Below are 19,348 nucleotides of genomic sequence, written 5' to 3' on the forward strand. Positions count from 1 at the left end.
GATCCCGCCGGGACAACAAAGAGATTGGAAAAGCATTATGGAAAATACTGTAAAACAGATTCTTCACTACACTTTTTCTCCGTCCAAAATGACATTACGCAATAAAATCATCAACTCTTAAAGCCTAAAACACTCTTACTCTTAAACGCTAAAAACTTTCATCAAAAATCCGTAACTTTGCAAACTACTAAAAATTTTATGGAAAGTATTAAAGTTCACGACAAAACTTTTGTTCCTTATCTAGAGGACGCCGAAATTCAGGAGATCGTAAAAGCAACAGCTTTAAAAATTTATGAAGATTACAAGGATGAAGTTCCTGTTTTCATTGGTGTTTTGAACGGAGTTATCATGTTCTTCTCAGACCTTTTGAAGCATTATCCCGGTGAATGCGAGATTGCCTTCATCCAGATGAGTTCTTACGCAGGAACAGAATCTACAGGAATCGTTTACCAGAAAATGGAATTAACGAAAGATGTAAAAGACCGTCACATCATCCTTGTAGAGGACATCGTAGACACAGGAAATACGGTTGAAAGTCTTTTCAAATATTTTAACGAAACACAGCGACCGAAATCTGTAAAAATAGCTTCATTCTTATTGAAACCTGAAGTTTACAAGAAAGATTTCAAGCTGGATTATATCGGAAAAGAAATTCCGAACAAATTTGTTCTTGGTTATGGTTTAGATTATGACGAATTAGGAAGAAACCTTCCGAATTTATATCAATTATCTGACGGACAAATCAACCATTAAGCGCTGTTGGCTATTAGCTGATAGCTTTTAGCCTAAAAAAGTAAAATAAAGAAATAAATTTAATAATAACTTAAAAATGCTAAAGGCTAAAAGCAAGTAAGCTAATGGTAAAAGCCAAAAGCCAATTGCCAATCGCCAAAAGCCCTTCAACATTATGATAAACATTGTTCTGTTCGGCCCTCCAGGAAGTGGAAAAGGAACTCAAGCTCAGAATCTGATCGAGAAATTTAATTTAAAACAAATCTCAACAGGTGACCTTTTCAGATTCAACATGAAAAATGATACTGACCTTGGGAAACTGGCAAAGTCTTACATTGATAAAGGAGAATTGGTTCCTGATCAGGTAACGATCGATATGCTGATTGACGAATTGAGAAAACCAACGGATGCTGCAGGATTTATTTTCGACGGATATCCAAGAACTGCAGTTCAGACAGAAGCTTTGGAAAAAATCGTAAAAGATGAATTGAACGACAACATCGATATTTGTCTTTCATTGATCGTAGAAGATACTATTTTGGTTGAAAGATTGCTGAAAAGAGGTGAAACAAGCGGAAGAACCGATGACAGCAATGTAGAGATCATCGAAAACAGAATTAAAGAATATTATGCAAAAACAGCGGAAGTAGCTGAATTGTATAAGCAGCAAGGAAAATATGTAGAGGTAAACGGAGTTGGCGAGATCAACGAAATCTCTGAAAAGCTCTTTGCTGAAGTAGAAAAAATAAAATAAGGATTTAGAATTTAGGGATTAGGATTTAGCATTGCAAATCTATTCCCTAATCCCTGAAGCCTAAACCCTAAAAGAATTATGTCAAATTTTGTAGATTACGTAAAGATTCATTGTAAAAGCGGTCATGGTGGCGCAGGTTCTGCCCATCTTCGCCGTGAAAAATATATTCCGAAAGGAGGACCTGATGGTGGAGACGGAGGACGTGGCGGCCACGTTATCATGAAAGGAAATGCTCAGGAATGGACTTTACTACCCCTTCGATACACGCGTCACATCAAAGCGGAGCGTGGTCAGAACGGGGCTAAAAACCAACTTACAGGCGCTTACGGAGAAGATGTTTACATCAATGTACCTATCGGAACCATTGCTAAAAATGAAGACGGAGAAATCGTTGGCGAAATCATGGAAGACGGTCAGGAAATCATCCTGATGGAAGGAGGAAAAGGAGGAAAAGGAAACGAACATTTCAAATCTTCTACCAACCAAACTCCCAGGTTTGCACAACCGGGAATGGACGGTCAGGAAGGATTTATCGTTTTCGAACTTAAAATCTTAGCTGATGTTGGATTGGTAGGTTTCCCTAATGCAGGAAAATCAACTCTACTATCATCTGTTTCTGCGGCTAAACCGAAAATTGCCAATTACGCATTTACCACTTTAACACCCAATTTAGGAATCGTAGACTACAGAAATTACAAATCTTTTGTAATGGCCGACATTCCGGGAATTATTGAAGGTGCAGCGGAAGGAAAAGGTCTTGGTCACCGTTTCCTGAGACATATTGAAAGAAACTCGATCTTATTATTCCTTATTCCGGCAGATTCTGAAAGTCATTTTCAGGAGTTTAAAATTCTGGAGAATGAATTGAAAGAATACAACCCCGAATTGTTGGATAAAGATTACATTATTTCTATCTCAAAATCCGATCTGGTAGATGAGGAACTTAGAAAAGAAATTTCTGCAGAATTCCCTGAAAATAAAAAACCTTTATTTTTCTCAGGAGTTACAGGAGAAGGTCTTATGGAACTGAAAGATGCGATCTGGAAGCAGCTGCACGGATAGGAAAAGATCTTATACAATATAAAAAAAAGGATAAACATCGCTGTTTATCCTTTTTTGCTGGTTTTTAATTTATTATTTTTTAATGAATTTTTTAGTCGTTTTTCCTTCTTTCGTTTCGACAATAATAATATAAGATCCTGACGGAATATTGCTTACATCTATTTTATTATCATTCAATACAACATTTACTTTCTTGCCTGAAATATCAAAGATTTCTACTTTTTCAATTTTTACATTTGATTTTATGTTTAACACATCTGAAACAGGATTTGGATAAACATCAATGTTGTTGTTGTTAGTCATCATGTTAGTTTTAGATTCTTTTTTCCTTAAATCCAAGAACATATTGTTTTTTTCAACATTCCTTTTTTCGAAAACTTCAGGGTTACAAGGAATTTCGCAGCTTGCAATTGTTGCAAGATATTTCGCTCCCGGTTTTATGTCTGTTCCCGGAAGAAGATTAACATAATTTCCGGCTTTCATTGTGATATCACGTCCTTTATCAATGATATAGTTATCTTTTGTAATGATCGTATTTCCCGCCTGATACGTATAAATAAAGTTGGTTTCAGGGGTTTGAAGCGTGATGTTTGAAACGCAATTTCCGCCACCTTCATTTCCACTAAGATTAGGCACTAATTGTGGGAAAGATCTTGCCAGGCCCGGCAATAAGTATAAATTTGCCCAATCTAAACTGCTTCCTCCATAAACATCGGGATTAATAATTTTTGAAATATAATCATTGTACCCAAATTTTACATAAATATCACCTTTTGTATTTCGTTGCATTCCTTCGAAATACTGATTGGGAATCTGGGACTGGTTAATATTATTATAAACCAGATTAGTATTTGTTGAATTGACTAGATCAATCGCATAAATAGGAGCATCATTTTTAACATAATCTAAGGCTGCAGCATATAAAATTGACGAGTTTTTATTAAATTCTGTATAAACAGGGGCTAAATTAGCAATCACAAGATAATAATCACTGGTAAAATGTCCGGTATTGTTATCAAAAGAATAAACTCGAGCTTCATTATAATTGTTATTTACATCTTGAGTAGTCACGCTTATATAATTGGAAAACTTATTACAAGAACTAAGCTTTTCTGATGCTTTAATATAAGCATAATGCGAAAAACTAAACGGTGCTGTGGCCGCTCCCAAACTACTCACAACCGGAATACTTGCCAAACCATTGCTGTCTAATAAATAGCTATACAGATTTGTACCGTCCTGAATGAGCACCCAATAAGCAGAGTTATTAGCATGAGGTACTACAGTTACCCCTTTAGCAGTTGTAAAATCATTTCCAGATTGATCCAGCATTGGCAGACCTGTAGAATTGGCCAGAACATCTCCTAATGGCAGGCCATTGGACCCTAAACTTCCCTGAGACATATCAACCACAGTATAACGTGCTTTAAAAGTTCCTGATAAAACCACACCTCCACTAATGATATAATACAAATTAGGATTCGTAGGATGTTTAACTATAGATATCTGGTAAGTACACTCTTGATTAAGCCCACTTCCATTAGGCATTAGCTGATGTTCTCTATTGAAAACCTCCAAACCATTCGTATAAAACAATAATTTCCCGCTACTATCACTCACAGATGCACTTGCCAGATTTGTAACCGCCTGGCTGTCGTATAATACCACAGGATTACTTCCCGAAAAATTGACACCGGCAAAAGCTCCAAAATACCAATTGTCATTTTCTCCCTGAGAAAACAAAAATAATGGCAGAGCTAATATGAATGTTATATATAATTTTTTCATATGTTTAATTTTTACAGCTCATTATTTCATTTTCTTTTCTAAAACCTCAATGCGTTTTTGTTGCTCGATTGCGTGAAGTGTAAGCTCTTCAATTTTCTTTAAAAGAAGAATATTCATTGCTTTTAATTCTATCCCATTTTCGATCGCTTCTTTTGTGCTGGGAACTTCAGGTAAATGGCCATTTTTATTGATGAACTGGCTCAAATCATTCAATGACATCAGCTTATAATCTTTTTCAAAAACGTAATCTGCCCATCCGTTGCTTGATGCGATATCTACTTTTATTTTTTCAGTTCTTATCCCGTCTTTTACAAAAAGTTTATATCTTTCTCCGTCTTGCGCAATCCCATCTGCAGGTAACTGACTGTTAAACTGCCCAATACCGATTGTCCCGTTGTTTCCTACGATCCAATTTCCGATGTTTAATTCGTTTGAAGGCTGAGAATTATATGGCGCAATGTTATTTCCTATGTAGATATTTCCACTTGCATTATTTGCATTTGGAGCATTACTATAACCTACCGATATATTATTATTCGCTGTCAATGTATTCAGAAAACCATTAAAACCTAAAACTGTATTATAGTTTCCGTTGGTAAGTCGCAATAAAGCAGATGTTCCTAAGGCAGTATTCCCTACTAAAGGAACCGATGCAGTGCTTCCCCAGGCTCTAAGAGCGGAAAAACCAACTGCCGTATTATATTCTCCACTAATAATGCCTCCCAACGTATTATGCCCTACCGCAACATTGTTATTTCCGGTAACTGAAAACTGCATTGAATTGATCCCCAATGCCGTATTTAAAGATCCTGTAGTGCTGCTTCCCAATGTATTAAATCCTAAAGCCGTATTTGATACTCCTGTAGAATTGGCAACCAGTGAACCCAAACCAACGGCCACATTACCATAATTTACGCCTCCTGCATTATTTGACGGAATTTCATTTCCTCCTCCTATATATAAATTATTGGTAAAGCCTTGTGTATTGGTTTCATGAAAGACTAATCTTCCGTTGGCTGTTAATCTTAATTTTTCAGAATTATTTATTTTAAATACTAAAGATTGGTTATCTGTAGTTCCAATGAAATTAGTGGAAGGACTCGTCCCTGCATTTCCAGTAAGATTCCATGATTGTGCATTTGCCTGTAAACTTAATACAGCAACAATTAGAATGATCGTTTTTCTCATGATTAAAAATTAGTTTTAAGAATTATTATAGATCAAAAAAGGAGAAAGAAGTGTCTTTCTCCTTGAATGTTAATATGTTTTACTGAACAATAATTTTTTTAGAAACATTTGTTCCATTATCCAGCTTAATCATCAGTAAATAAGCAGATTTCGGTAAATTTTCAACAGGAACGCTGACATCATTTCCATTCAAAACATTTTTACCTGAAAGATCATAAAGCGTCCAACCCATTAATTTATTTTTACCGGTGTCTATTTTCACGACTGTAGAAGCCGGATTTGGATAGATTTTAACTTCCGAAGCTGCAATCGTATTTGTTTTGGCAAAAGTTGGTTCAATATTATTTGCCCCTACTTTACTCAAATTATTAATTGTACACGGACTGATATATGCTTTAAAATTTCCTCTTAAGTCCCCTTTCACAAAGAAGCCCGGGTTTAAATTAACATTTAAGCCAGCTTTATATTCTACACTCAGATTATCATTTATTGTTGAAGATGCAAAGATTGATTTTCCAGCCTGATAAACCTGGGAAGATGTTACCGGCGTTGTAATATATAAAACATCAGGACAAGGATTGACGATATTATCTGAAGTTGGAATTAATTGAGGAAAAGAGTACCCATTTAATGTACCTTTCTGTGGTACTATTGTCGTAACAGGATTTACACTTGTATTCCAGACATCCGGAGTGTTGATGACTCCCCAGTCATAAGAATAATAGGTTCCGTTTATGGTACTGCCAAAAACTACGAGCTCGGTTTTGTCAACTTCTACAAATTTAAATTTATAGCTCTGAATCAGATATATTTTACCATTTTTAGCACGCTGCAGTGTTGCAGATACTCCTCTTAAAATAAATGGAAATTCAAATTTAAAAGTTCCCGGAAGAGCAGGATTATATCCAACTAACTGATTGGTAGAAATATTATACATAGCTATCCCGGATTCACTGTTTGCAGTTCCACAAAGGCATCCTGCAGAAATAGTAAAATATACAATATTGCTGTCGGAAGAAAATTCTGCGCTGTTAGCAAAATCAGCGGCGTCCATATAATTGGAAATCAAAGCATTTGGAACTATATTAAACTGATTGGTAATACTTCCTGATGTGTTATTAAAATCATACAGATAAACACCCATTGTAGGATACTTATTAATCCTTGTCAATAGCTTTTTGCCGTTGGGTGATATTTTAAAGAAATTTCCGGATGCAGGTGCGGGGCTTACTACAGGTGTTGTGTTCAATCCTGAAGCATCAAGCTTATATGATAAAAAATTTCCATTATTTGCAGTCACAATCCAGTATGAATTTCCGTCGCTTGCAATGGTAGAAGTTAAAGCATTAGTTTCCGAATTTGTAAACAACATTCCTTTTGAAGTAACCTTTCCTAAACCACCGTTAAAAGATAAGTCTACAACCGCATAGCCAAGTCCGTAATTGGTAGATGTAGTCGCCAGAAAGGTAACATCATCATTTGCAATTCTATTTCCATTAATAAAAAATACATAATACTTTGTTGAAGAATTGGGTACAGGAACAATAATGGAAGATTGATCCGAAGGATTTCCTCTGATCTGATATAAAGAGTTCATGTTAGATGGGCCAAAAAGATGGTCTCCATCCTGCATGATTGCGTTATTTTTATTGTAAACTGTATATCCGTTTGAAGAAAACAGCAGATCTCCTGTATTTTTATCACTTGCAACAGAACTTATGTATCTGATGTATCGGCTTAAATTTGTTGTATGGGCAAAGCCGTTCGGGCTGGTGTTATCAAAATTCCATTTGCTATTTCCAAACAGCCAGTTATCATTCTCATGCTGAGCAAACAAAAAGTTTGTACTCAAAGCTATGAGAAATGCTATGAAAGAAATTTTTGTCTTCATAATTTTAAGTTTTAAAAATTAATTTGAAGATCTGATTTCTTTTTTCAATGCTTGAATTTCTTCTTTTTGAGATACTAATTCTTTATTTTGTTGAATCAAATGAAGAGTTAATTCTTCTACTTTTTTTAACAAAAGAATATTCATTTCTTTTAATTCTATCCCGTTTTCAATAGCTTCTTTTGTGGTAGGAACTTCCGGTAAATGACCATTTTCATTGATGAACAGACTCAAGTCATTCAATGACATCAGCTTATAATCTTTTTCAAAAACATAGTCTGCCCATCCGTTGCTTGCCGCGATATCTACTTTTACTTTTTCGGTTCTTATACCATCTTTTACGAAAAGTTTATACCTTTCCCCGTCTGGCGCAATTCCATCTGCTGGTAATTGATTGGTAAACTGCCCAATACCGATTGTCCCGTTGTTTCCTACAATCCAGTTTCCGATATTCAGCTCATTGTTTGGAGAAGTTGTATTATACGGAACAATATTGCTTCCTATGAAAACATTATTATTTCCCGAAGTTATATATCTGGCATTAGAAAAGCCAACATTGACGTTGTTAGAGCCCGTTTTAATAGCTCTGAATGAATCTGCCCCCAATACAACATTTGAGTTTCCTATATTGAGGTATCTCAAAGCGCTTAATCCGACAGCTACGTTAGAATCTCCTACCAGACTTCCGGATCCCAATGCTGAAGTTCCTACTCCTACATTTCCGTTTCCGTTCTGGAAATATTCTAATGAATTCATTCCTACCGCTACATTAGAAGATCCGCCTTGTGTATTTCTCATCGAATTAAAACCTACAGATACATTGATCTCTCCACTTGTCATCAATGACATTGAATTTGTTCCAAGCGCCGTATTACCACCACCGACAGTGTTTTGGGTAAAAGCTCCCATTCCGAATACTGCATTATTAGAAGTCGTTGCGTTATCTATTCCGCCACCAAAAAATAAATTTTTGTCCCAGATCTGTCCCGCCGTATTTACGTTAAAAAATATGAATCTGCCATCAGGGTTGATTTTCATTTTTTCCGTATTATTTGTTTTAAAAATAAGAGCTTTCGAATCAGTAGTTCCAATAAAGTCTGTAACAGCTGTTCCTGCATTTCCTGCAAGATTCCATGTTTGTGCATTTGCAGTAATACCTAAAACTGCTGCCAATAAAATGATAGTTTTTTTCATGAGTTATAATATTTGTTTTCATCCCAAATATATATCACTTATGTTAGAATAATATTATGTAATTATTAATATTTTTTATACTTTTCCAACGTTACTAGAATAATTTTCATTCAAATTTAATAAATGATTAATTTAAAAATAAAAAATTACTTTGGAACAGTTATTGAGAGACACCAATCAAATTTAAACTATGAAATATTTATTAGGTCTTTTTGCATTTGTTCTACTATTTTCATGCAATTCCCGAAATGTGAAAAGCTCTCAAAATAGCCAATCAAAGTATTCAACAATCGAATATAAAACAACACCTTGTTTCGGATTTTGTCCTGTTTTTGCAATGACTATCAATCCGGACAGAACCGCCGTTTTAGAAGCTGAACATTTTAATTTCACAAAAACACCATCAAAGGATGAGTTTTCAAAGCCTCGTGAAGGAACCTTTAAAACAACAATTAAAGAAGGAGATTATAATAAATTAATTTCTTTATTAAATGGTTTAGATGTTAAAAATTTAAATGAAAACTATGGTCAGAAAAACGTGTCAGATCTCGCAAGCTCTAATTTAACAGTAAACTTTGCCGACGGTACCTCAAAAAAAGTGGAAGACTATGGGAAAAGAGGAAGCGAAAAACTGATTGAAGTTTACACGTTTTTTGAAGATTTAAAACATAATCAGCAATGGATTAAAGTGAAATAATATACTTAAAAATATTTAAACTACCTTTGCATAATATAATTCCTTCACATTGAGGGAATTTTTACTTTAAATAAAAAAATAATTCATTTGAATTTTACAGACCTAAACCTAATAGACCCCATTGCAAAAGCAATTCAGGAACAGGGATATACAACTCCTACTCCTATTCAGGAAAAATCTATTCCTGAAATCTTAAATGGCAGAGACTTTCTAGGATGTGCACAAACCGGAACCGGAAAAACGGCCGCTTTTGCCATTCCTATTTTACAAAATTTATCCAAAAATAAAGTACAGAACAAAAATATAAAAGCTCTTATTCTGACCCCGACAAGAGAATTGGCGATACAGATCGAAGAGAATATCAAAGCTTACGGAAAATACCTTCCATTAAAGGAATTGGTGATTTTCGGAGGTGTAAAACAGGGAAGCCAGGAAACTGCTCTCAGAAGAGGTGTTGATATTTTGGTGGCAACTCCCGGAAGATTGCTTGACTTTATTGCCCAAGGAATCGTAAGTTTAAAAAATATTGAGATATTTGTACTTGATGAAGCCGACAGAATGCTGGATATGGGCTTTGTACATGATGTAAAAAGAGTTATCAAACTTTTACCTCAGAGAAGACAGACTTTATTTTTCTCGGCAACAATGCCTTCAGAAATTCAGAAATTAGCAGATTCTATCTTAAATAATCCTGTAAAAGTAGAAGTTACTCCGGTTTCTTCAACAGCTGAAACGATAAAACAATCGGTTTATTTTGTTGAAAAAGATGATAAACTGGATCTTCTTACGCATATTTTGCAGAATGATATTTCTGATTCTGTTTTGGTATTTTCAAGAACGAAGCATGGAGCGGATAAAATTGCAAGAAAACTTCAGGCAAGCAAAATTTCTACAGAAGCTATTCACGGAAACAAATCTCAAAATGCGCGTCAGAATGCTTTAAATAACTTTAAATCAGGAAAGACAAGAGTTTTGGTTGCAACAGATATTGCAGCGAGAGGAATTGACATTGACGAGCTTAAATACGTTGTTAATTTTGAGCTTTCCGATGTTTCTGAAACCTATGTTCACAGAATCGGAAGAACAGGTAGAGCGGGTGCAGAAGGAAGTTCAATCTCATTTGTAGACGGACTTGACTTATTAAACCTGAAAAATACCGAAAAGCTGATCGGAATGAAAATTCCTATTGTAAAAGATCACCCTTTCCATACAGATAATTTAGTAGCACAAAAAAGAGATTCTAATAACAAGCCTGCCGGTGCAAGAACCGACAGACCAAGGCCATCTCAAACTGCCAATACTAAAAAGAAACCTGCAGTAGACGCAGGGAAAAAACCTAAAAACAAGAGCTTTTTCAGAAAGAAATAATATAAAAGCCTTCTCACGTTGAGAAGGCTTTATTTTTTGATTTAGCTGAAGTTAATAGGAATTAATTCCTTTTATTAAACAGACTTCCTTCGACAAGCTCAGGATGAAAAAGTCCGCTCCTGTTGATTTTATTTAAATAAATTCTTTGCATTATCGGTTGTTATTCTATCGATCTCAGAAAAATCTTTACTGTAAATATTCACCAGCTTTCCGGCAACCAAATCCAGGTAAGAACTTTCGTTTCTTTTCCCTCTGTGAGGAACCGGAGCCAGATATGGAGAATCTGTTTCCAGAACAATTTTGTCTAAAGGAATTTCGCTTAAAAATTGATCTATTTTACCATTTTTAAAGGTCACTACTCCACCGATTCCCAGAATAAAATTCAGATCAATGGCATGTTTTGCCTGTTCCAGATCTCCGGAAAAACAATGGAAAATTCCGCGAAGTTTTGGATGCTTTTTTCTTTCTAAAACATCAAAAGTCTCATCGAAACTTTCTCTTGTGTGAATGACAATCGGAAGATCCATTTCAATCGCCCAGTCAATCTGCTGTTCAAAAGCTTTAACCTGAATATCCAACGTAGTTTTATCCCAATACAGATCAATTCCAATTTCACCGATGGCAGGAAAATGTCTTTGATCAAGATAATTTTTAACAATTTCTAATTCTTTTTCCCAAGATTCAGGCTTTACATAACAAGGGTGAAGTCCCATCATCGAGAAAATCTGATTAGGATAATCTGCTTCTAATTGCAGCATTTTTTCATGAGATTCTGAATCAATAGCAGGAAGATAAAACTCTGTAATTCCTTTATCCAAAGCTCTCTGAATGGCATCTTTTCTATCTTCATCAAACTCTTCTGCGTATAAATGGGTATGTGTATCAATCATTTAAGTATAAATTTTGAGTTATGAGTTATGAAAACTCACTACTCATAGCTATTAAAATATTTTATGTTTAACTTTTTTACGTTGAGCCTCAATCTTTTCGTTCAGTTTTTCTTTAAACTCAAGATATTTTGGATCTTTATCATCGTTTGTTCTATGTTCTAAAGCTTTTCTGATCTTAAAATTTTCCTTAATAAAATCCTGTGTTTCATTAGAAAAATAAGCGCTTCCGAATTTCTCGAAAATATAATTTACGGCCTGAGAATTCGGATGTATCATATCTTCTTTATAAAAACGGTAATCTCGCAGATCATCCATTAAAATCTCATAAACCGGAAGATATTGACAGTTTTCAAACAACAAAACGGCTTCATGAATGGCTGTAATTAATTTCGACTTACTTAACTGATTTTCAACCATTCCGTCCTTTGTATGACGAACCGGCGAAACCGTAAATAAAATCTGAACATCATCTTTACAAATATCTTTCAGATTTAAAATGGTATTGTAAATGGAATCTGTGAGTTCCTGATGCGTGAGTAATCTCTTTTCAAAGAATTTTTGGGGAATTTTGTGGCAATTGGCAACCAGTTTTCCTTTTGGAATAAATTCATAAATAAATGAAGTTCCGTAAGTTATAATCACCCAGTTGGTATTTTGAAGGAACCTGTTTCCTTCTTCAATTTTAGAATTAATTTTTTCTAATGTCTGATGAACAAATCTTGTGTCGAAACTTGTGTGATGATCCAAGGAAATAAATTCATCATTAAAGGTGATTAAATCCTCTTCATGATAAAACTCCGAATCATGGAGCGTCTTAATAGAATTATTGATTGAAAACGGGTTAAAAACAGTCCCAAACGGATTGTTGACCGTCTGAAGCTGGCCATCATAAAACAAATCAGACATTTCAGAAGCAAAACATGATCCTATTGAAAATATTTTATCTTCAATTTCTATCTTTTTCTCTGATTCTTTAATTTCAACTTCAGTCCTGAATTTCATGTGTAAGGGATTAGGGTTTAGAAATTAGGGCTTAGATGATTTACTAAATCCTAAGCCCTATTTCCTGTTACCTATATTTTAACTCTCTCTTCTCAAAAGATAATTGGCCAGTTCTATAAACGGCTTTTTCTTTTCTTCCGGAATATCTATTTTTTGAAGGTAGCTTTGACCGATTTCATTGTGTTTTTCGATCAAACGCAAGGCTTTTTCGTCAACTTTAGTTCTTCTGAAGATCTTTTCAACATTATAAACTTTGTCGATATTATCTGTCTTTTTAGAATACCAATAATCCAGTTCTTTTCTTTCTTCGTCCGTTGCATGCTCTCTCGCCATCAGATAAAGAACGGTTTTTTTGTTCTCGTAAATATCACCTGCATGTTTTTTTCCGAACTGAGCCTGATCTCCGAATACATCCAAATAATCATCCATAATCTGGAAAGCGATCCCAATGTGTTTCCCGAAGTTGAAGATGGCTTTAGCATCTTTAAAATTAGCTTTAGCGATCAATGATCCGATCTCGAAAGAAGATGCACTTAAAACACCTGTTTTGTATGTGATCATTCTGATGTAATCATCAAAAGTCACGTTTTCCTGTGTCTCAAAATTGATGTCATACTGTTGGCCTTCACATAAAAGAAGTCCGGTATGCGTGAAAATCCTGATACAGGCTTTAAAAATCTCAGGTTCAAGGTCTTCAAAGAATTTGTAGGCCTTTAACATCAATCCGTCTCCGGAAAGAATTCCTACATTGATTCCGTGTAAAGTATGGATCGTAGGTTTATTTCTTCTTAAAGGCGCTTCATCCATAATATCATCATGGATCAAAGTGAAATTATGGAAAAATTCGATCGCCAAGGCGGGTTTGATCGCCTGTTTAAGATCACCACCGAACAGATCACAAGCCATCAACACCATAATCGGACGAAGACGCTTTCCACCGTGGGAAATGATGTAGTTCATCGGATCATACAATTCCGTAGGCTTGTCTTTAAAAGTGTACTTAGTAATGGCGTCCGCAACAATTTGTTGGTATCTGTCTAAAAATTCCATAAAATCATATAATTTCAACAAAAATACGATTTTTCAGGGCTTTATAAAACAAAAAACTTTGCCCAAACGGACAAAGTTTTTTTATTATTTAAAATTCTTTATTTTAAGTTAAAAATGTAACCAAAAGATAGGTAATTCCGGCAACAATTGCTGAGATAGGAATCGTTAATACCCAAGCCCAAAGTAAGCTTACAGTAATCCCCCATCTTACTGCGGAAATTCTTTTTGTTAAACCAACCCCGATAATAGAACCTGTAATTGTATGTGTTGTAGATACAGGAATACCAAAATGGTCTGTAATAAATAAAGTAATTGCTCCTGCCGTTTCAGCACTTACCCCTTCTAATGAAGTTACTTTAGTGATTTTAGTTCCCATTGTTTTAATGATCTTCCAACCGCCACTCATTGTACCCAATGCAATTGCGATGAAAGAAACCAAAGGAACCCAAATATAATGTTGTGCAAAATAATCGAAACGTCCCGCAGAAGGAATATTAAGATAAACAGGATCCTGAAGCATATTCACGTGATAATAGATCATCGCAGCTCCAATAATACCCATTACTTTCTGAGCATCATTCAGACCGTGTCCTAAACTGAACAAAGCTGAAGAAGCCAGCTGTAATCTCTTAAATGATTTATCTGCTTTATGAGGATTTGATTTCTTATAAAGGTGAACAATAATTAGTGTGATAATGATTGAAATAATCATCCCAATAATCGGAGCCATAAAAATGAACAGGAAAATAGGAATTACTTTATCAAACTTAACAACGCTTTGTGTCGTTACCTGATAAGCAGCTGTCTTCAATGTTTCCCACATTCCTAATTCAGGGTGTGCAGATACCACTTCATGATAATCCATCATAAAAGCGTGCATCAAGGCTGCCCCTAAAAATCCACCAATCAAAGTGTGTGATGATGATGAAGGAATCCCAAACCACCATGTTAAAAGGTTCCAGGCTATCGCAGCGATAAGACCTGAAAATATTACTTCTAATGTAATAAAGTTTTCGTTAACCGTTTTGGCAATCGTATTACCAATTTTAAATTCTCCAATAATATAAGCAGCGATAAAGAAAGCCGCAAAATTCCAAAGCGCTGCCCAAAGTACAGCCTGGAATGGAGTTAAAACTTTTGTAGAAACGATAGTCGCAATTGAGTTGGCCGCATCATGAAAACCATTGATATAATCGAAAATTAAAGCCAGCGCAATAATAACTATCAGTAAAATCGGAAATTCCATTTTTGTTATATTGTTTAGGCGTATTTAATCATGATGTTCTCAATAGTATTGGCAACATCTTCTGCCTTATCGGTTACTATTTCAAGATAATTAAGTACAGATGAAACTTTGATAATATTGATAGCATCGTTCGTTTCAAACAATTCTACCATAGAATTAGAAAGAAGGTCATCTGCAATATTTTCAATAGAGTTTACTTTGATACAAGCTTCTTTTACCTGCTCCATGTTTTTAAACCCTTTAAGGTTCTTCATTGCGTTCTGGATTTCCAGACAAGCTTTGTGGATCAGTAAAGAGAAATCTGAATAAGCCTTCAGTTCAGGAGACTTGTAAAGGAAAATATACTTTGTAGAAGCATAGATGTAATCTGCGATATCATCTAAACCAGTAGCCAACGTGTGAATATCTTCACGATCGAAAGGAGTGATAAAGTTTTTACCCAATTCTACAAAAATTTCATGAGTAAGCTCATCATTTTTGTGTTCATAGTCGCTCATTTTCTTCAACATAGAGTCATCGTTAAGATCGAAATCTTTGATACCGGTGTTGAATTCTTCAGACATTGCAACTAGGTTCTCTGTTACTTTTTCGAAAAGTACAAAGAAGATTTTGTCTTTTGGTTGAAAAGCGTGGAAAATATTACCAATTCCCATTTTTAAGTATTTATAATTTTGTGCAAATTTCCTAAAAAAGGACCTTACCTGAAACAATCTGACGTTAAGTTTTGTTAACATTACGTTACCACCTGATTATCAAACAAAAAAACCGGCTTTGATGCCGGTTTTATATAGTTTGGTATGAGTATTAATTCGCCTCTTCAGCTCTCATATCTTTTCCTTTGAATTTCATGGATGCAATATTATTCAAAAGCTCTCCTTTAAACGATTTTTCAATCTCAAAGAAAGAGAATTTCTCTAGAATTTCGATGTCACCAATTTCAGCTCTTTTCTTGCTACCTCCCGCAGGTGTAGTTGCTTTGTTGATGATATCTAAAACATCTAATTTCTTCAATTGATCTTTTTTACCCAAGTTGAAGAAGAATCTTACCATATCTTCATTCTTTCTTCTTGGTTTTCCACCACGTTCTCTTCCTCCTCTGTCTCTGTCTCCACTTCTGTTATCGCGGTCTCCTCTGCTTCTGTCTCTGTCACGACCTCTATCTCTGTCTCTTCTAGGATAGTCATCATCTCTAGAGCTGAATTTCTGCTCAACAAGATCATGTTTATCTTTGTAGTACAATGCAAGATCTTTCAATTGGAACTGCAATAATTTGTGTACCAATTCTTCTTTCGTGAAAGCATTTAGATCCGGGATCAGGCTGTCATCAAATTCGAAGATATCTTCGTGTTCTGTGAATAACTTTTCGAAAACTCCACCAACCTGAGCTTTGATTACCTCTTGTCCTGTTGGTATAATTTTTTCAACGATATCAATTTTCGTTGTAGATTTTATCTGCTTTAATTTTCTGCTTTCTTCAGGCTTGATTAAAGAGATAGAAATCCCGTCTTTTCCTGCTCTACCCGTTCTTCCACTTCTGTGAACGAATACTTCAGGATCATCAGGTAAAGAATAATGGATAACGTGAGTTAATGAATCAACATCCAATCCTCTTGCCGCAACATCAGTTGCAACCAAAATATCGATGTTTTTCAATCTGAATTTCTTCATTACCGTATCTCTCTGCGCCTGAGAAAGATCTCCGTGAAGAGCATCAGCTGCGTAGCCGTTCTGCATTAAGAAATCTGCAACCTCCTGAGTTTCCATTCTTGTTCTACAGAACAAAATTGAATACTGGTTAGGGTTTGCATCAATTAATCTCTTAAGAGCTTCTTTTTTGTTACGGTACCCAACAACGTAATATTCATGCTTAATGTTCTTTTTAACCTCGTTAATAGAACCTACAGAAATACGGTGTGGTTTTGTAAGATAATTTTTAGAAATTCTCTCCACTTCTTTATTCATCGTTGCAGAGAATAAGAAAGTTTGTTTTGTTTCAGGAGTTTCTCTCAAAATTGTTTCCAATTCGTCTTTGAAACCCATTGAAAGCATTTCATCAGCTTCGTCTAAAACTAACCAATGAATAGCAGAAAAGTCAAGTGCTTTTCTGTTGATAAGGTCGATAACTCTTCCTGGAGTACCTACAATAATCTGTGGCTTATCCTTTAGAGATCTAATTTGATCCATAATACTGCTTCCACCATAAACTGCTGTAGTTTTGATGTCTTTCATGTACTTGGAATAATTTTTTATGTCTTTAGAAATCTGAAGACATAGTTCTCGTGTCGGACAAAGCACCAAAAATTGGATTTTGCGACTCGTATCGTCAATCATATCCAAAATCGGAAGCGAAAACGCTGCTGTTTTGCCTGTCCCTGTTTGCGCAAGTGCGATCAAATCGCGAATATCTGAAAGAATAAAAGGGATAGTCTGTTTTTGGATTTCTGTTGGGCTTTCATAACCCAGTTCGCCAACTGCCTTAAGAATGTCAGGACTTAAATTGGACTCCGTAAATAAATTCATTAAATATTATAAAATTTCTGCAAATATACAATTAATATTTGGATTTCTTTTTATATAATATTACGGAATTAATAATTTTAATTTCCAAAACCCTAAATATTTTAAAATTTCAACAGAAAAACCCTAAATATTTTATTTTTAATGTAACAAAATCTCAATCAAGACGGCGATTATTAAATTATTTGTTATTGAGTTAAATAATTGTGAATCATCAAAAAAATATATTTTTTGCCATATAAAATAGATTTAATTAAATTTGATTTAAAATAAAAACATGTCCGCTACCATTTCTACAAAAACATTCGATTTTATAAAAAAATTGACCAAAAACAACAATCGCGAATGGTTTAATGAAAATAAAAATCTCTACACAGAATCTCAACAAAATGTAATTTCTTTTCTTGAAGACTTAATCAATGAAATGGGAGAATTTGATGAAGAGCTGGCAAAATTAGATCCAAAAAAAGCATTATTCAGGATTTACAGAGATACTAGATTTTCAAAGGACAAAATCCCTTACAAAACCAATTTCGGAGCTTCGTTAGGAATGGGAAAAGGAAGCCAGAAAGGCGGATATTACCTTCACATAGAACCCGGAAAATCATTTCTGGCAGGCGGAATTTACATGCCCGAATCCTCTGTTTTGAAAGAGGTGAGAAAAGAAATTTCTTTATATGGAGAGGATTTCCTGAAAGTTATCAACAATAAAGATTTCAAAAAACATTTCCCGGAATTAGATCAAGCCGACAAGTTGAAAAAAGTTCCTCAAGGTTTTGAAAAAGAAGATCCGATGGGCGAATATTTAAAACTAAAAAGCTTCATTGCAGTTCATAATTTAAAAGACGAGGAAGTTTTAGATGAAAATGCAGCAAAAAATATGACGGAGATTTTTAAAGCGATGAAACCTTTTAATGATTTTTTGAATACGCCCTTTCTTTAACTTATAGTAGATCATAGACCCTTCGACTTCGCTCAGGATGACACTGGCAAATTATTCTGTTAAATAATACACTTAGTATGAGCGAAGTCGAAGGATTTCCCATAATTTATTGAACTAGCAAATTATTTCATACTAAAATTAAACACTGATAATCAACTCATTACAATCAAACAAAATTATCATTAGTTTAACATTTTTGCTTATCTTTGCTGATCGTCAAAAAAATCAGGATGTCTTTATACCAAAGAATTGCAGAAAAACTACAATATATTAGTCCGAACTTCTATAAAAAAAGATATTTTAAGACCTTAAACCATCTTAACAAAGATAATTTTTCGGCACGTAATGTAGAACCGGAATTAGTCTGGATCAAAGAATATTTGTCTAAAACAGCCGTAATTCTGGATATTGGCGCCAACGTTGGAACCTTCCTTTATCAGCTGGAAAACAAGCTGGATCATAATCATATCTATGCTTTTGAACCCAACAAAAAACTATACCGTCGCCTGAAAAGATTATTCCCGAGAATAAACGTTTTTCCACTGGCACTTTCTGACGAAAATACAACCGCCGAATTTAAAGTTCCGATCATCAATGGTAAAATGATCGCGTCCCGAGGAACGCTGAATACTTTATATAAAGAAAAAGGCGAAGAAAAAAGCTATACTGAAAAAGTAAAAGTTATAAAGTTGGATGACTGGGCTGCAATTGAACACTTTAACAGACTGGATTTCATTAAAATAGACGTTGAAGGAAATGAAATGAAAACACTTTTGGGCGCAAAAAAAATCATTCAGCAGTTTTTACCGACTTTGATGGTTGAGATGGAACAAAGACATCACAACTCCCCTATCTGGAACGAGATCTCCGAAGTTGAAACTTGGGGATACGAAGCCAAATATCTGAACAGAAACAATTTTGAGCTTGAAAAACTCACAGAAACAATTTTAATACAAAACACCAACGACGAAAAAAATAAAACGGAATACATCAACAACATTATTTTTATACCTAAGAACCTTTAAAATA

The 19,348-nt window shown here is 34.7% G+C and carries 17 protein-coding genes; 7 read left to right on the top strand and 10 right to left on the bottom strand.

What is annotated here, in order from left to right; translation table 11 throughout:
* The first annotated feature begins 198 nt into the window (after positions 1-198).
* From hpt to obgE, 3 genes are all read left to right on the top strand, one after another.
* Positions 199-753 (top strand): hypoxanthine phosphoribosyltransferase, encoded by a 555-nt coding sequence (hpt, locus tag BT156_RS18530; RefSeq protein WP_072412416.1) that lies wholly within the window; start codon positions 199-201, stop codon positions 751-753.
* A 154-nt stretch (positions 754-907) separates the two neighbouring features.
* Positions 908-1,486 (top strand): adenylate kinase, encoded by a 579-nt coding sequence (locus BT156_RS18535; RefSeq protein WP_072412418.1) that lies wholly within the window; start codon positions 908-910, stop codon positions 1,484-1,486.
* A gap of 78 nt (positions 1,487-1,564) precedes the next feature.
* Positions 1,565-2,548: a GTPase ObgE gene (gene obgE / locus BT156_RS18540; RefSeq protein ID WP_072412420.1), complete on the top strand. Its 984-nt coding sequence runs from the start codon at positions 1,565-1,567 to the stop codon at positions 2,546-2,548.
* Between the two features lie 72 nt (positions 2,549-2,620).
* Here obgE and BT156_RS18545 read toward each other — a convergent pair whose 3' ends face one another.
* From BT156_RS18545 to BT156_RS18560, 4 genes are all read right to left on the bottom strand, one after another.
* Positions 2,621-4,336: a T9SS type A sorting domain-containing protein gene (locus tag BT156_RS18545; protein ID WP_072412422.1), complete on the bottom strand. Its 1,716-nt coding sequence runs from the start codon at positions 4,334-4,336 to the stop codon at positions 2,621-2,623.
* A gap of 21 nt (positions 4,337-4,357) precedes the next feature.
* Positions 4,358-5,524 (bottom strand): autotransporter outer membrane beta-barrel domain-containing protein, encoded by a 1,167-nt coding sequence (locus tag BT156_RS18550; RefSeq protein WP_072412423.1) that lies wholly within the window; start codon positions 5,522-5,524, stop codon positions 4,358-4,360.
* Between the two features lie 79 nt (positions 5,525-5,603).
* Positions 5,604-7,415, bottom strand: a complete 1,812-nt coding sequence (locus BT156_RS18555; protein WP_072412427.1) for a 3-coathanger stack domain-containing protein — start codon at positions 7,413-7,415, stop codon at positions 5,604-5,606.
* 18 nt (positions 7,416-7,433) lie between these two features.
* Positions 7,434-8,606 carry an autotransporter outer membrane beta-barrel domain-containing protein gene (locus BT156_RS18560; RefSeq protein ID WP_072412429.1) on the bottom strand — a complete coding sequence of 391 codons (1,173 nt, stop codon included), beginning with the start codon at positions 8,604-8,606 and terminating at the stop codon, positions 7,434-7,436.
* A gap of 190 nt (positions 8,607-8,796) precedes the next feature.
* Between BT156_RS18560 and BT156_RS18565 the strand changes: the two genes are divergently transcribed.
* Both BT156_RS18565 and BT156_RS18570 read left to right on the top strand, forming a co-directional pair.
* Positions 8,797-9,303 carry a DUF6438 domain-containing protein gene (locus BT156_RS18565; RefSeq protein ID WP_072412431.1) on the top strand — a complete coding sequence of 169 codons (507 nt, stop codon included), beginning with the start codon at positions 8,797-8,799 and terminating at the stop codon, positions 9,301-9,303.
* 87 nt (positions 9,304-9,390) lie between these two features.
* Positions 9,391-10,671, top strand: a complete 1,281-nt coding sequence (locus BT156_RS18570; RefSeq protein WP_072412433.1) for a DEAD/DEAH box helicase — start codon at positions 9,391-9,393, stop codon at positions 10,669-10,671.
* Between the two features lie 128 nt (positions 10,672-10,799).
* Here BT156_RS18570 and BT156_RS18575 read toward each other — a convergent pair whose 3' ends face one another.
* The 6 genes from BT156_RS18575 to BT156_RS18600 form a co-directional block, all read right to left on the bottom strand.
* Positions 10,800-11,561 carry a TatD family hydrolase gene (locus BT156_RS18575; RefSeq protein ID WP_072412435.1) on the bottom strand — a complete coding sequence of 254 codons (762 nt, stop codon included), beginning with the start codon at positions 11,559-11,561 and terminating at the stop codon, positions 10,800-10,802.
* Between the two features lie 51 nt (positions 11,562-11,612).
* Positions 11,613-12,563 carry a GSCFA domain-containing protein gene (locus tag BT156_RS18580; RefSeq protein WP_072412437.1) on the bottom strand — a complete coding sequence of 317 codons (951 nt, stop codon included), beginning with the start codon at positions 12,561-12,563 and terminating at the stop codon, positions 11,613-11,615.
* Between the two features lie 78 nt (positions 12,564-12,641).
* Positions 12,642-13,613 carry a polyprenyl synthetase family protein gene (locus BT156_RS18585; RefSeq protein WP_072412439.1) on the bottom strand — a complete coding sequence of 324 codons (972 nt, stop codon included), beginning with the start codon at positions 13,611-13,613 and terminating at the stop codon, positions 12,642-12,644.
* A gap of 103 nt (positions 13,614-13,716) precedes the next feature.
* Positions 13,717-14,859, bottom strand: a complete 1,143-nt coding sequence (locus tag BT156_RS18590; protein ID WP_072412440.1) for an inorganic phosphate transporter — start codon at positions 14,857-14,859, stop codon at positions 13,717-13,719.
* Between the two features lie 14 nt (positions 14,860-14,873).
* Positions 14,874-15,512, bottom strand: coding sequence for a DUF47 domain-containing protein (locus BT156_RS18595; RefSeq protein WP_072412441.1), 639 nt, complete (start codon positions 15,510-15,512; stop codon positions 14,874-14,876).
* Positions 15,513-15,663: 151 nt separating this feature from the next.
* Positions 15,664-17,379: a DEAD/DEAH box helicase gene (locus tag BT156_RS18600; protein WP_072412442.1), complete on the bottom strand. Its 1,716-nt coding sequence runs from the start codon at positions 17,377-17,379 to the stop codon at positions 15,664-15,666.
* A gap of 274 nt (positions 17,380-17,653) precedes the next feature.
* On the opposite strand from BT156_RS18600, the gene BT156_RS18605 reads away from it, so the two are divergent.
* Both BT156_RS18605 and BT156_RS18610 read left to right on the top strand, forming a co-directional pair.
* The gene (locus BT156_RS18605; RefSeq protein ID WP_072412443.1) at positions 17,654-18,319 is read left to right on the top strand and encodes a DUF2461 domain-containing protein; all 666 of its coding nucleotides are present in this window, start codon (positions 17,654-17,656) and stop codon (positions 18,317-18,319) included.
* A 230-nt stretch (positions 18,320-18,549) separates the two neighbouring features.
* Positions 18,550-19,344: an FkbM family methyltransferase gene (locus tag BT156_RS18610; RefSeq protein WP_072412444.1), complete on the top strand. Its 795-nt coding sequence runs from the start codon at positions 18,550-18,552 to the stop codon at positions 19,342-19,344.
* Positions 19,345-19,348: the final 4 nt, after the last annotated feature.

It is taken from the genome of Chryseobacterium limigenitum (genome assembly GCF_900114875.1).
GTDB classification, from domain to species: domain Bacteria; phylum Bacteroidota; class Bacteroidia; order Flavobacteriales; family Weeksellaceae; genus Chryseobacterium; species Chryseobacterium limigenitum.

What these genes read in the sequence shown, in the direction of transcription:
- BT156_RS18535 (WP_072412418.1), top strand. Translation starts at nt 908, where the DNA reads ATGATAAACATTGTTCTGTTCGGCCCTCCAGGAAGTGGAAAAGGAACT.
- BT156_RS18565 (WP_072412431.1), top strand. Translation starts at nt 8,797, where the DNA reads ATGAAATATTTATTAGGTCTTTTTGCATTTGTTCTACTATTTTCATGC.
- BT156_RS18545 (WP_072412422.1), bottom strand. Translation starts at nt 4,336, where the DNA reads ATGAAAAAATTATATATAACATTCATATTAGCTCTGCCATTATTTTTG.
- BT156_RS18575 (WP_072412435.1), bottom strand. Translation starts at nt 11,561, where the DNA reads ATGATTGATACACATACCCATTTATACGCAGAAGAGTTTGATGAAGAT.
- obgE (WP_072412420.1), top strand. Translation starts at nt 1,565, where the DNA reads ATGTCAAATTTTGTAGATTACGTAAAGATTCATTGTAAAAGCGGTCAT.
- BT156_RS18555 (WP_072412427.1), bottom strand. Translation starts at nt 7,415, where the DNA reads ATGAAGACAAAAATTTCTTTCATAGCATTTCTCATAGCTTTGAGTACA.
- BT156_RS18580 (WP_072412437.1), bottom strand. Translation starts at nt 12,563, where the DNA reads ATGAAATTCAGGACTGAAGTTGAAATTAAAGAATCAGAGAAAAAGATA.
- BT156_RS18560 (WP_072412429.1), bottom strand. Translation starts at nt 8,606, where the DNA reads ATGAAAAAAACTATCATTTTATTGGCAGCAGTTTTAGGTATTACTGCA.
- BT156_RS18585 (WP_072412439.1), bottom strand. Translation starts at nt 13,613, where the DNA reads ATGGAATTTTTAGACAGATACCAACAAATTGTTGCGGACGCCATTACT.
- BT156_RS18605 (WP_072412443.1), top strand. Translation starts at nt 17,654, where the DNA reads ATGTCCGCTACCATTTCTACAAAAACATTCGATTTTATAAAAAAATTG.
- BT156_RS18550 (WP_072412423.1), bottom strand. Translation starts at nt 5,524, where the DNA reads ATGAGAAAAACGATCATTCTAATTGTTGCTGTATTAAGTTTACAGGCA.
- BT156_RS18590 (WP_072412440.1), bottom strand. Translation starts at nt 14,859, where the DNA reads ATGGAATTTCCGATTTTACTGATAGTTATTATTGCGCTGGCTTTAATT.
- hpt (WP_072412416.1), top strand. Translation starts at nt 199, where the DNA reads ATGGAAAGTATTAAAGTTCACGACAAAACTTTTGTTCCTTATCTAGAG.
- BT156_RS18600 (WP_072412442.1), bottom strand. Translation starts at nt 17,379, where the DNA reads ATGAATTTATTTACGGAGTCCAATTTAAGTCCTGACATTCTTAAGGCA.
- BT156_RS18610 (WP_072412444.1), top strand. Translation starts at nt 18,550, where the DNA reads ATGTCTTTATACCAAAGAATTGCAGAAAAACTACAATATATTAGTCCG.
- BT156_RS18595 (WP_072412441.1), bottom strand. Translation starts at nt 15,512, where the DNA reads ATGGGAATTGGTAATATTTTCCACGCTTTTCAACCAAAAGACAAAATC.